Origin of the sequence: Tropicimonas sp. S265A (assembly GCF_049800835.1) — a bacterium.
Classification (GTDB): Bacteria; Pseudomonadota; Alphaproteobacteria; order Rhodobacterales; family Rhodobacteraceae; genus Dinoroseobacter.
Map to the genome: position 1 here is coordinate 1,025,180 of NZ_JBNAFU010000001.1, position 12,320 is coordinate 1,037,499.

Annotated in this window: 10 protein-coding genes; 7 read left to right on the forward strand and 3 right to left on the reverse strand. The window is 61.1% G+C overall.

The window, feature by feature from the left end; translation table 11 throughout:
• Window positions 1-31: 31 nt before the first annotated feature.
• Complete coding sequence (locus ACP15N_RS05060; protein ID WP_425091127.1) at window positions 32-1,615, reverse strand: ABC transporter substrate-binding protein; 1,584 nt, start codon at window positions 1,613-1,615, stop codon at window positions 32-34.
• A gap of 551 nt (window positions 1,616-2,166) precedes the next feature.
• On the opposite strand from ACP15N_RS05060, the gene ACP15N_RS05065 reads away from it, so the two are divergent.
• The 4 genes from ACP15N_RS05065 to ACP15N_RS05080 all read left to right on the forward strand — a co-directional run bounded on the left by ACP15N_RS05065 (window position 2,167) and on the right by ACP15N_RS05080 (window position 7,070).
• Window positions 2,167-3,849: a tetratricopeptide repeat protein gene (locus ACP15N_RS05065; protein ID WP_425091128.1), complete on the forward strand. Its 1,683-nt coding sequence runs from the start codon at window positions 2,167-2,169 to the stop codon at window positions 3,847-3,849.
• A 10-nt stretch (window positions 3,850-3,859) separates the two neighbouring features.
• On the forward strand, window positions 3,860-4,768 hold the full coding sequence (locus ACP15N_RS05070; RefSeq protein ID WP_425091129.1) for a phosphatase PAP2 family protein: 909 nt from the start codon (window positions 3,860-3,862) through the stop codon (window positions 4,766-4,768).
• A gap of 14 nt (window positions 4,769-4,782) precedes the next feature.
• A complete protein-coding gene (locus ACP15N_RS05075) occupies window positions 4,783-6,210 on the forward strand; it encodes a S8/S53 family peptidase (RefSeq protein ID WP_425091130.1) in 1,428 nt (475 codons plus the stop codon).
• Between the two features lie 194 nt (window positions 6,211-6,404).
• Entirely contained in the window at window positions 6,405-7,070 is a 666-nt protein-coding gene (locus ACP15N_RS05080; protein ID WP_425091131.1) for a VPLPA-CTERM sorting domain-containing protein, read from the forward strand.
• Between the two features lie 52 nt (window positions 7,071-7,122).
• Here the strand turns inward: ACP15N_RS05080 and ACP15N_RS05085 are convergent, their stop codons facing one another.
• Both ACP15N_RS05085 and ACP15N_RS05090 read right to left on the reverse strand, forming a co-directional pair.
• On the reverse strand, window positions 7,123-9,300 hold the full coding sequence (locus ACP15N_RS05085) for a molybdopterin cofactor-binding domain-containing protein (RefSeq protein WP_425091132.1): 2,178 nt from the start codon (window positions 9,298-9,300) through the stop codon (window positions 7,123-7,125).
• A gap of 3 nt (window positions 9,301-9,303) precedes the next feature.
• Window positions 9,304-9,762 carry a (2Fe-2S)-binding protein gene (locus tag ACP15N_RS05090; RefSeq protein ID WP_425091133.1) on the reverse strand — a complete coding sequence of 153 codons (459 nt, stop codon included), beginning with the start codon at window positions 9,760-9,762 and terminating at the stop codon, window positions 9,304-9,306.
• A gap of 187 nt (window positions 9,763-9,949) precedes the next feature.
• Between ACP15N_RS05090 and ACP15N_RS05095 the strand changes: the two genes are divergently transcribed.
• Genes ACP15N_RS05095 through ACP15N_RS05105 form a run of 3 tightly spaced genes read left to right on the forward strand, consistent with a single transcriptional unit; the run spans window position 9,950 to window position 12,318 of the window.
• Window positions 9,950-10,186, forward strand: coding sequence for an Lrp/AsnC ligand binding domain-containing protein (locus tag ACP15N_RS05095; protein WP_425091134.1), 237 nt, complete (start codon window positions 9,950-9,952; stop codon window positions 10,184-10,186).
• 18 nt (window positions 10,187-10,204) lie between these two features.
• A complete protein-coding gene (locus ACP15N_RS05100) occupies window positions 10,205-11,356 on the forward strand; it encodes an ABC transporter substrate-binding protein (protein ID WP_425091135.1) in 1,152 nt (383 codons plus the stop codon).
• A gap of 44 nt (window positions 11,357-11,400) precedes the next feature.
• Entirely contained in the window at window positions 11,401-12,318 is a 918-nt protein-coding gene (locus tag ACP15N_RS05105; protein WP_425091136.1) for a branched-chain amino acid ABC transporter permease, read from the forward strand.
• Window positions 12,319-12,320: the final 2 nt, after the last annotated feature.

A 12,320-nucleotide genomic window follows, 5' to 3' on the forward strand; every position in this document is an offset into this window, starting at 1 on the left:
GACCCGGCGTTTGTCGTCATGTTCGGGCCCGTCAGTTTAGTTCGAAGAACTTGAACTTTGGCTGGTCTTCCGGATCCACGTTCGGATACTTGACGTTCGCCTTGCCACCCCAGTTCAGCACCTGATGGTGTACCGGGATGTAAAGCTGCTGTTCCTGCACGACATTCCAGATTTCCGAGATCGTAGCATTCCGCGCAGCCAGATCGGTCTCGGAGGCGAGGCTCACGATCTTCGCATCAACGTCCGCATCGCTGAAGCCGGTGCCATTCCATGATCCGCGATCTCCACCACGGGTGTGAACGAGGAAGTTGAAGATATACTCGGAATCGTAGGTCGGCACCCCCCAGCCCAGCATGTAGAAATCCGTCTCGCCATTCTGAATGAGAGGGAAGTGCTGCGCCTTTGGTTTCGCATCAAGGTTCACGGTCACCCCGATCTGGCCCAACATGCCGACTGCCGCCTGACAAATGGCTTCGTCGTTGATGTAGCGGTCATTCGGGCAATCGAGCTGGATCGAGAACCCGTCCGCGTAGCCTGCCTCGGCCATCAGCGCCTTGGCCGCCTCGACATCGGTCGACGACATGGCGTCCATTTCGGCGGTCCAGCCGTTTACGAAGGGCGGTGCGATCATGCCGGCGGGCGCGGACTGGCCGCGCATCACGACTTGCTGGATCGCATCGCGGTTGATGGCCATCGACATTGCCTTGCGCACACGGACATCGGCAAGCGGGTTGGCGCCTTCGACGCTGTCACGGGTTATGTCATCAGCCCCGGAGTTCATTCCGAAGAAGATCACGCGGTTCTGCGGGGCGGTCCGGATCTCCAGCCCATCCGTACCAGCGACTCGGCCCAGATCCTGCACCGGCACATCCTGAATGAAATCGACTTCGCCCGACAGAAGCGCCGCGACACGGGTCGCCGCGTTCTGGATCGGCGTATAGATCACCTCCGTGACCTGCATCGGGAACTCGCCGGATCCCCAGTAGGTCTCGCTGGCCTGAATGACCGTGCGCACGTCAGGCTCGCGGACCACCAGCTTGTAAGGGCCGGTGCCGTTTGCGTTGGTCGCGGCAAAGGTCGTTTCGCCATTGGCGATGTCCTGCACCTTCGTCACGCCGTTCGCTTCGGTCCAGCCCTTGTCCATGATGAACAGGTTGGTGAAGTTGTTGGGCAGGATCGGGTTCGGTCCATCGGTGACGAACTCCACGGTGTAGTCGTCCACCGCGCGAATTTCGGTGATCGATGTCAGGAGTTCCTTCATCGCCGACGTTTCGGATTTTGCCCGCTCAAACGAGAACACGACATCTTCGGCGGTAAAGTCAGCGCCGTCCTGAAAAACCACGCCCTCGCGCAGCTTGAACACCCAGACGGTTGGGTCGTCGTCCTTGGGCCCCCATTCGGTGGCCAGCGCGCCCTGGAACTGACCAAACATGTCGCGGATGATCAGCGGCTCGTAGATCTGGTGCGCCAGCGCGTGGGTCGGTCCTTCGTTCTGCGCGTGGGGGTCCAGCGTCAGGCTGTCGCCCGCACGGGCCCAACGCAGCGTCTCGGCGCTGGCGAGGATCGGCGTGAGGACAAGGGCCGAGGTCGCCAGCAAAAGAGTGAGGTTTTTCATGATCGTCTCCCTGTTCGGTGATTGGTGCGCTGCGTGTCTGACGCACGCACAGCCCCAATGTGGCCGTTCTGACCCGGGCCTGCGCATTGGCAGCGCCCGACGGTACTGGGCAAAAGAATGACGCCCCATACGCTGAACGCAAGAGGCAATCTCAGGTAGCTCTCCGATCCCGTTGGGTTTTGAAAGGCTGGCGCGAATCACTAACAATTCACTAACGTTACGTCAGCCAAGCTTCCCATGCATTCGGACGGAATGCGGTCACTGCATCGGAAGAAGGCTTCAAACCTTTGAAACCAAGCAATTTTTCAGTAGCTAAATCTTTTGAACAAGGGCACTGTTCCCGCCCGACACGTTTGAAGAACCAAAAGCTGGAGTTGGACTTCGATGCACCCGCGTTTCGTTCGAATGCACCCTTCCCGGTGGAGCAACAGGGTCGCGGTCGTCCCCAGACGCAGCCTGCCCTTTTGCTCAACCCTATCGAACGGTGCGAAGTGAGTGGTCGCACAGCTCATAGGGACTCCCAACGGGTCAAGCTGTTCGTTCTTGGCCCGTTGGGACTTTTTTCTCCGACCGAACGGAACCTGACCCCGCGCGGGAAAAAGGCACAAGGCCTGCTGGCGCTGCTGGCACTGGCGCCACGCGGCACCCGGACACGGGTCTGGCTGCGCGACAAACTCTGGTCGGAGTCAGACGAGAAAAAGTCATCATCCTCGCTGCGTCAGACAGTGTTTGAGCTGCGCAAGGACCTTGGCGAGTACGCCGACGATGTTCTGGACATCAATCGTTTGTCGATCGGCCTGCGGCTTGACCGGGTGTGGATTGATTTTCACGCTGTCTCCGAAGACCCGGCCGTCTTCGCAGCACTCGACCTGAACGATGAAACCGACCTTCTCGAAGGCATGGACGTTGCCGACGAGGAGTTCGAGGACTGGCTGCAACTGGAACGGCAGGCCTGGTACGACAAGGCTGCGGCCTTTGACGAAGCCCCGGCCGCCACACCGGCAGCGGTGTCTTCCATCCTGTTGCCGACCGCCGCGACCGAGGGCGCGGAGGTGGTGCCGCAGGTGTCTTCCATAGGGTTTCTGCCCAACATTCAGCAGGGCTGTGATGCGCAAACAAGTTACCTTGCGGACTACGTCCTAGAAGGGGTGGCGCGGAACCTGCGTGAATTCGAACCCGTCGCCGTGTTCGATTTTCGTGACCCCGCCCTGCATTCGGACCACGTGAGCGGTGCGTTTGAGACCGAATACTATACCCGCGTGCGCACGCTTCAGGTGCGCGACAGCCTGACGCTCAGTTTTTTCCTGTACCGGTCTTCGCGCATGGCACTGGAATGGTCGCAATCGGTCCAGGCCAGCGTTGCGGAAATAACCGAGACCGGCATGCTTCTGGAAGGCTTCATCGCGCAGAACGTGGACCGCGTGGCAAAGTCGATCTTCGAGGACCGCCTGCGCATCTCTGATGGCGGGCAGGACGAGGGTGCGCCGCAGGTCGGCTACACCGCATTGAACCTGATGTTCAAGCTCGACGAAAACGCGCTGACCCATTCCGAAGACATCTTGCGGGATGGCGAGGCAGCAGGTGACAGTTCGATCTATCCTGCGCTGCGCGCCTATCTCGCGACCTTCAAACTGGGTGAGAACATGGGCGGCCTGAATCGCAGTGATCTGGAAGACGCCCGCATCATGGCGGATATGGCTGTCGGGGAAAATCCCTTCAATTCCATATCTCTAGCCTGTGTCGCTCATGTTTTCGGTTATCTTTTTCATGAGCATGATCTGGCCGGGAACCTGCTGGAACAAGCGTTGAATCTGAACCCGTCGCAACCCTTTGTCTGGGATCACTACGCGCTGCACAAGCTGTATACCGGCGAGTTCGAAGCGGCTTATGCGGCAGCGGAACGTGGCGCGACGCTGGGGGCCTTCAGCCCGATCAGCTACAGCTATGACACGACCCTCGCCATGGCGGCGACGATGGTCGGCGACAACCGGCGCGCGATCATGGCCGGGCAACGCGCATTGCGCAAACAGCCCCGGTTCGCGGCAGCCATGCGGTATTTGACCCTGAACTACGCACAACTCGGGCGCGAGATGGAGGCAGAAGCCATGCTGCACCGCGTGCTGGAGGTCGACCCCACGTTCAGCGATCAGGAAGTCCAGAAAGAACGCTTCCGCTTTGCTCATAAAGAGCATGAGCAATCCGTAATAAGTACTTTGCGTATGATAACAAATTAAAGGGAAGGTTATGGAACACGAGGACGGCGAGGGTCTGTTGCAGGACCACGAATTCATTGTCACGCGAACCGGGCTGAAGTTGACGAATGTGGCAATCGACATCTCCGGGGGCGAAGCGGTCGAGGCCCCTGCGCAAGCGGCGGCGTCCGGGGCGGTCCTGGTTGCGCTCAACCGGAACAGAAACCGCAACCGGAACCGCAACAGAAATCGCAACCGGAACAGAAACCGGAACAGAAACCGCAACCGCAATCGCAACAGAAACGACTTTCAGGAAGCGGGCGCGGGCATTCTGGAGCCATGGAAGGAACGCGAAGAGCTTCACAAGCGCCTGCACGAATGGGTCGACCTGCCGATGTCGCTGCCCCCAACACTGGAGCAATTGCGGCTTGAGGCTATCGATCTGCTGATCAAGCAGTACTACCTGCACAAGCCCGAGGGCGCAAAACGGCGCGAGGAAATCGCGATCGAAGCAAGCCTTGAGCTGTCCGGATATCTGCGCCCCCTCGGGATCGAGGAACTCGGTGGCTATGACAATACGGTGGGGCTGTTTCTGACCATCCTTGCGCTGACCGATGAGATCGGGTTGCGCTACAAGGCGCGCTACGAGGTGCCGCGCCCCAACCAGGTAGAGCCGCGCTTGCGTCCGGACCTGCCCAATCCGGCGCATGCCTCGTACAATTCCAACCACTCCTTCCAGTCGTTCGCCGTGGCTTTCCTGTTCTCACGCATGTTGCCGGAGCATCCGGCCAGCTCCGAGATTTTCCGCTCGGCCCGTCGGATCGCAGAGAACCGCGAATGGGCCGGGGTGCACTACGCCTCTGATACGCAGGCGGGGTACGAACTGGCGCGCCTTGTCGCGCCGGTTCTGGAAAAAGTTCTGAAACGGCAGATGCTTGCAGCACTGTCAGAGTGGATTTGAGGAAGACGCGTACGATGACGACAGGACAAGAAGACTACCCCGACTACGATGCGCTCTGGCATCTGGTGTCGATGGGCGTCCGCACCAAGGACAAGCACAAACCCAACGGCTGGAAGGCCAAGCGCACGGGCACGACGCGGGTTGCCATGATCGATACGTCCGCCGCGGTGGACCATCCGAACCTGAAGAAGGCCATCAACCGTGACCTCGCACTCGATCTGTTCACGGTGCCACTTGGCATTTTTGCATATCGCAGCCCTGCCGAACGGCTGGAGGATCTGGGCCTGAACACCGGAACCAGCGTTGCCGAGGGGCTGCCCGGGATCTCGGAGATTCTGGTCAAACTGATCGACCGTATGTCACACGGGGGGCTGACCTGGGCCGGGCGGCCGGCACCCGAAGGGCTGCCGATGCCATGGGATGGCACCATCTGGGAAGGGCTGGTCCAACCCACGGTGTCGCCTGAGTTTTCGAACCATGGCACGGCGATTGCCGGGCTTGTGGGCGCACGCGCGACGAGGGTCGAAGCCGCAAGGCCCGAGCCCCGCGAAGACGTGACCATGATCCCCCTGCCCTATGTGGGCGTGGATCCGCATTGCGAAATCGTTCCGATCTCAACCAATTTCGATCCAGACCCGGAAGTCCTGATCGTCGCCTTCCTGTATGCGGAGTTGATAGATGCGGATGTCGTCTTGTTGCCCCGCAGCATCCCGGACCCGGCCCGCACGGTCCCTGAACTGACGTCGACGACTGTTGATGACATTCCGCTGAACGAGGCGATTGCCCCGGCAGCCACCACACCGGAGGAGGCCCAGCTCTGGGCGGAACTCGCCCAATTGATCGTCAATGTCTCTTTGAACCGTCCGGTGGTTTGTGCCGCTGGCAACGCGAACGAGGATAACGGCATTTATCCCGCCAACCTCGCATCCGAACATAATGGGATCATTGCAGTCGGCGCGATGAATGCCAAAGGGTTCGTTTCGGGGTTCTCCGCAGTTCAGAACATGACCGTCATGGGGCCGTCCAACGATGCGGAGGTGTTTGACCGCCAGCAGGTGCGGCTGGACACACGGCAGCACGAATACGACCCCACCGGCGTGCCACCTGTGAATGAAAACGAGAAATACTCTCATTTCGATGTGATCAGCACGGATGTACCGGGGATGTATGGCTATTCAGACAGCCCGTTTGCATCTGCCGAGCCCGAGACGGGCATCCGGGAGTTCGGGTCGTATTTCTGTAGTTTCGGCGGCACATCCGCCGCATGCGCCTTGATCGCGGGGTTCCTTTCGCTTGCGAAGACATCCGGTGCCCTGGCGGTCGAGGCAGACGGTCTTGTCGCCAAGGCCTGGCTGCAGAACAACTGCACGGAAATCGAACACGACGGGCACGTCCTGCTCTATCCGGCCTGGAACGGCGATTACAGCTTCCCCGACGCCTGAGACGACGGCCACACCGCCCTTCATGAAAACCGGCGCTGCACGCGCCGGTTTTTTGCGCCCTGGACCAACTGCCATGCGCAACAAGGCGAAATTCCCACAATCATGACGCGAACATGTTCCGCCTTGGCCCTAACGCTGCCATGCGGCACCGCCATCTTTGCCGCAACGATTACAGTTTTAGTAAAGAGGTCTCCATGTTCCGCAAATCGCTTGCCGTTCTCGGCTTTGCTCTGCTCGCCGCCGCTCCGCTCAACGCCGCAACATACGATCCGCCACTTGGCATCCAAAGCGATGTCGAAGTGTCGGATGTTCTGTCCGGCGGCTGGAGCACCGTGTATTCCGGCACCTACGGCTCGTACGTGTCCTACAATGCCGCGTTCAACAACCTTGAGGATTGGCTCATCCTGGCCAGCCGCAAGGTCGGTTCCGCAACCTTCGATCTGCTCGCCGCCATCCGGGTAAGCGATTGGAATGCCCTGCCCACCGGTCGGAACCAGACCGCGTCGCATAACGGGGCAGAGTGGTACCGCAACGGCAGCTCGATGGGTTTTGCGCCCGAAGGCGCGGCAATCACTCAGAATTCCGCTGATACGGTTGACGCATTCGGCGGAGACGTGAGTGGCACGGGCGATTTCCGCCTGTCCTGGCACACCTCCGGTTACTACGGCGCGCCGACCGCGATCCGCGGCGGCTGGCGTTCGGGGAACAACATCTGGCTGAACTCCTCCAGCGACTGGGAACGCTATGTTCTGACAGCCTCGGACGCGGATCTGTCCGCAGTCCCGCTGCCCGCCTCCGGACTGTTGCTGGTTGCAGGTCTTGCCGGAGTGGCCGCGCTGCGGCGTCGCAAGACTGTCTGACCCGCACCTGCACCAAAATGAAAAGGGGGCCGAGATGGCCCCCTTTTTTGCGTCAGGCCAACCCGTGTTTCGAGAATGGCAGGTCCGTTACCACCTGCCCCGTTGCCGCGGCAACCGCATTGGCGACCGCGGGTCCGATGGGCGGTGTACCCGGTTCGCCGACGCCCGTCGGGTCTTCGGTACTTTCGATGATCTCGACCACAACCTCTGGCATATCTGTCATGCGCAGCGGGGTGTAATCGGGATAGTTGAATTGATCGACCTCCCCATCAGTCATGGTGATCTCCTCGCGCAGGACACCTGACAGGCCGTAGGCCATTGCACCCTCGACTTGCGCAACGACATTGTCCGGGTTGATCGCCACGCCACAGTCGATGGCGCAGGTGACTTTTTCGACCTTGACGGTGCCATCCTCGCGCATCCGGATATCAGCGACCTCACCGACATAGGAATTAAAGGACTTGTGCACGGCCACACCGCGATGTAGCCCTTCGGGCAGATCGCCCGCTGCCGATACCGCCCGGCGCAGGGCTGCGGCAAGGCGCGGCTCGCCCTCCAGATGGGCGAGGCGGAATTCCACCGGATCGCGGCCCGCGGCCCGCGCCAGCCGGTCCATCATCACTTCCATCACGTAGGCCGTGTGCGTGTGACCGACCGACCGCCACCACAGGATCGGCACGCCAACTTCCGTGTGATGCACTTCCGTGGACATGTCGGGGATCGCGTAGGGCGTGTCGACGACCCCTTCCACCGAAGAGTGGTCGACCCCGTCCTTGACCAGATATTCCTCGAACGCGGTACCAAAGAAAATGCCCTGGCCGACGATCCGATGGTCCCAGCCGCTGAGGTTGCCATCACCATCGACCCCCGCGCGCACGCGGTGCATGTGCATCGGTCGATAGTAGCCGCCCTTGATGTCGTCCTCACGGGAGTAGATCATCTTGATCGGCTGCGGTGCCCCGGTGGCCTCAAGCCACGCCTTGCCGATCATCGCAGCCTCGGCGGCGTAATGGCCATCCGCGATCGCACGACGCCCGAAGGAGCCTCCGGCCCAGGTGGTGTGGATTTCAACAGCATCCATCGGAATTCCGAGCACCGCAGAGGCGACGCTGTGATCGACTGTCTGCATCTGGAACCCGGACCAAAGCCGCGCGCGGCTGCCGTCGAACTCGATCGTGACATTGAGCGGTTCAAGTTGCGCGTGTGCGAGGAACGGAAAGGAGAAGTCCAGCTCAACGAGCTCTGCCGCGTCCGCAAGCTTGGCCGCGCCAGTCCCCCGTGTGCCTGCTGGCAGTCCGGTTTGGTCCAGCAGCGCCCGGTATTCGGCCTGCAACGCGTCGGTCCCCCGGTTCTCCGCGTTGGAGAAATCCCATTCGATGTTGAGCGCATCACGCGCCTGCATCGCCCGCCATGTATTGTCTGCCACAACAACAACACCCTGCGGAATGGTCAGAACCTGCTGAACGCCCGGCATCGCCAACGCCTCTGCGGCATCGACGGATACAACCGTGCCGCCAAAACGCGGGGGGCGTGCGGTGACGGCAATCAGAACATCGTCGGGCTGCACATCGACGCCGAACATGCCCACCGACCCCTTCGTCTTGGCAGGCAGTTCCACGCGGTTCATGGTCTTGCCGATCAGCACCCAATCCTCGGGTGCTTTCAAGGTCACGGCTTCGGGCACCGCTTGAGATGCGGCCGGTCCGGCCATCTCGCCAAAACTGGCGGAGTTTTCGCCACTGGTCAGGCGGCCTGCGGCCACCGTGATTGCGTCAGGTGCGACGCCCCATGCGTCAGCCGCGGCCGATACCAGCATGGCACGCGCAGCAGCTCCGGCTTCGCGGTACTGTGACCAGGAGTTGCTCATGGCGGTCGATCCGCCGGTGCCCTGAATTCCGAACGCAAGGTTTGCGTAGACCTGCGGGTTCGATGGCGCAAACTCGACCGCAACCTGAGCGGGGTCGGCATCCAGTTCCTCTGCCACAAGGGTGGCAAGACCGGTCGCGGCCCCCTGCCCCTTGTCCAGATGCTTGGAGAGCACGATGATCCGGTTGTCGGGCGTGATATGGACAAAGGGCTGGATCAGACCGTCATCGCCGTTCTGCGCCATGGCCGTATTTGGCAACTTCGCGCCCAGCAACAGTCCCCCAAGGGCACCGGCAGACAGCTTCAGAAAGCTGCGGCGCGACGGTTTCGGCGCGGCGAGCGCGTGTTCAAGGTAATGCAGCATCGCTCAAGCCTCCATGATTTCGGACGCGCGGTGGATCGCCTTGCGGATCCGCGCATAGGTGGCACAGCGGCACAAGTTGCCGTCCATGGCCGCGTCGATATCGTCATCGGTGGGTTGCGGCGTGTCTGCCAGAAGTGCAGAGGCGGACATGATCTGCCCTGATTGGCAGTACCCGCATTGAGGCACCTGCAACTCGACCCAGGCTTGCTGGATCGCGGCAGCGGCCTTGCTGTCTGCGCCTTCGATTGTCGTGACCTCGGTCCCGTCCACATCGGCAGACCAGGTCTGGCACGCGCGCGCAGGCGCGCCGTCAATATGCACGGTGCAAGCCCCGCAGGAGGCCACACCGCAGCCGAACTTCGTGCCGGTCAGTTTCAATTCGTCGCGCAGAAGCCAGAGAAGCGGCATGTCCTCCTCGACTTCGACGCTGACCGGATTGCCGTTAAGCGTAAAGCTGATCATGAAATTCCTCCTGTCAAATGCACCTCGTCGCGGATGCGTTGGTTGATTGTACCACGAGATATGCAACCTCGGGTGACATTCACCCCAAAAAACCGAAAAACACGAAAAAAGTGCGGGAATGGGCTGGAAGCCGCTGAGAATCCACCGCAGTCTGCGGCCTGCGCATTCATGCCTGTGGGAGGGACAAATGACCTGCGTTTTCGTACAGATCCGCTGCCGCCCGGGCACAGCCTATCAGGTGGCCGACGCCATCACGCTACGCGAAATTCATTCGGAACTCTACTCGACCTCGGGCGAGTACGACCTGCTGCTGAAGCTCTACATCCCGGCGGATGCCGATGTGGGCAAGTACATCAACGAAAACCTGCTCGACATCGACGGGATCGAGCGCACGCTGACAACGCTGACCTTCAAAGCGTTTTGAACACAGGGAGACGGGACAATGATCCTCAGGAAACTCGCACTTGCCGCTGGGATCGCGGCACTGAGCACAACGACCGCGTTGGCCGCAGGGCATGACACATCTGTCAAGGTGGGCATGATCACCACTTTGTCTGGCGGTGGCGCCGGCCTTGGCATTGATGTGCGTGACGGATTTCAACTGGCGCTGAAAATGGCTGGTGCCGACAATGTCGAACTGGTGATCGAGGATGACCAGCGCAAACCGGAAATCGCCGTGCAGCTGGCCGACAAGATGATCCAGTCCGAGCAGGTCGATGTCCTGACCGGGATCATCTGGTCTAACCTCGCCATGGCTGTCGTCCCTGCCGCAACCGCGCAGGGCAAGTTCTATCTGTCGCCCAATGCGGGCCCCTCGGCGCTTGCGGGCAGGGGATGCCATCCGAACTATTTCAACGTGGCGTGGCAGAACGACAACCTGCACGAGGCCGCAGGCGCCTACGCCAACGAGGCCGGGTTTGCGAACTCCTTCATCCTCGCGCCGAACTACCCGGCGGGACAGGATGCCCTGACCGGCTACAAGCGTTTCTACGAAGGCGAACTGGCGGGCGAGATTTACACCAAGCTCGGGCAGACCGACTATGCGGCCGAGATTGCGCAAATTCGGGCCAGCGGTGCCGACAGCGTCTTCTTCTTTCTGCCTGGCGGCATGGGAATATCGTTTCTCAAGCAATATGCAGGATCCGGTGTCGACCTGCCGGTCGTGGGGCCCGCATTCAGCTTTGATCAGGGCATCCTGCAAGCTGTCGGAGACGCTGCCCTCGGCGTCAAGAACACCAGCCAGTGGAACAAGGATTTGGACAATGCCGCGAACGTGGCGTTTGTCGCGGCCTTTCAGGAAGAATATGGCCGCCTGCCCTCGCTTTATGCGTCGCAGGGGTTCGACACTGCAAACCTGCTTCTGAGCGCGATTGCCAAGGCGCCCGTCTCGGACGCTGATGCGTTCCGTGCAGCCCTGAAAGAGGCGGACTTCGCCTCCACCCGCGGTGAATTCAGTTTCGGGCCGAACCACCACCCGATCCAGAACATCTACGTGCGCGAGGTGATCCGGGAAGGCGATGTCTTCACCAACAAGATCATCGCGACCGGGCTTGAGGCACGCGGCGACGCCTACGCAGAATTGTGCCAGATGTAACCTGACCCGGACGGCCCGCCGGCCCGCCCACCGGACCTTTTCCCATGTCGCTGCTGCTTGTTATCGAGCAGGTCCTCAACGGCCTGCAATTCGGGGTCATGCTGTTTCTGATGGCCGCTGGCCTGACGCTGATTTTCGGCGTGATGGGCCTGATCAATCTTGCGCACGGGTCGCTCTACATGATCGGCGCATTCGCAGCAGCGGCTGTCGCGGGCGCAACGGGATCCTTCCTGCTGGGGCTCGTGGCAGCGCTCACGGCTGCGGCGGCGATGGGGGCGCTTGTGGAACTGACGGTGATACGGCGGCTTTACAAACGCGATCATCTTGATCAGGTGCTCGCGACCTTTGCCCTGATCCTGATTTTCTCCGAAGGCACGCGCTGGCTTTTCGGATCTTTCCCGCTGTACCTCGATGTGCCCTCCTGGCTGGCCGGGCCGGTCACCCTGCCGGGCGGGATCGACTACCCGGCCTACCGGTTGGCGATTATCGTCGTGGGGTTTGCGGTGGCGGCGGGGCTTTTCTGGCTGATCGGGCGGACACGGATCGGAATCCAGATCCGCGCGGGTGACGCGGACCGCGAAATGATTGCCGCCCTCGGGATCAATATCGACAGGCTCTACACGCTGGTCTTTGCGCTCGGTGCGGCACTCGCAGGTCTTGCGGGTGCGCTGGTCGGCGCGATTCAGTCGGTGCAAGTGGGCATGGGCGAGCCGGTTCTGATCCTTGCTTTCGTGGTGATCGTCATTGGCGGGATCGGCTCGATCAAGGGCGCCTTCGTCGGCGCGATCCTGCTCGGCCTCACCGACACGCTCGGGCGATCTTTCCTGCCAGTGCTGTTCGGAACGGTCATGGACCCGTCGAGTGCCACGGCGGTCGGGTCTGCACTGGCCTCCATGCTGATCTACATCCTGATGGCGGGCGTTCTGGTGTTCCGGCCGACTGGCCTGTTCGGGCGGGCTTGATG

Coding starts and splice junctions, on each gene's coding strand:
- ACP15N_RS05085 (WP_425091132.1), bottom strand. CDS start 9,300: ATGCTGCATTACCTTGAACACGCGCTCGCCGCGCCGAAACCGTCGCGC.
- ACP15N_RS05090 (WP_425091133.1), bottom strand. CDS start 9,762: ATGATCAGCTTTACGCTTAACGGCAATCCGGTCAGCGTCGAAGTCGAG.
- ACP15N_RS05075 (WP_425091130.1), top strand. CDS start 4,783: ATGACGACAGGACAAGAAGACTACCCCGACTACGATGCGCTCTGGCAT.
- ACP15N_RS05100 (WP_425091135.1), top strand. CDS start 10,205: ATGATCCTCAGGAAACTCGCACTTGCCGCTGGGATCGCGGCACTGAGC.
- ACP15N_RS05070 (WP_425091129.1), top strand. CDS start 3,860: ATGGAACACGAGGACGGCGAGGGTCTGTTGCAGGACCACGAATTCATT.
- ACP15N_RS05095 (WP_425091134.1), top strand. CDS start 9,950: ATGACCTGCGTTTTCGTACAGATCCGCTGCCGCCCGGGCACAGCCTAT.
- ACP15N_RS05105 (WP_425091136.1), top strand. CDS start 11,401: ATGTCGCTGCTGCTTGTTATCGAGCAGGTCCTCAACGGCCTGCAATTC.
- ACP15N_RS05080 (WP_425091131.1), top strand. CDS start 6,405: ATGTTCCGCAAATCGCTTGCCGTTCTCGGCTTTGCTCTGCTCGCCGCC.
- ACP15N_RS05060 (WP_425091127.1), bottom strand. CDS start 1,615: ATGAAAAACCTCACTCTTTTGCTGGCGACCTCGGCCCTTGTCCTCACG.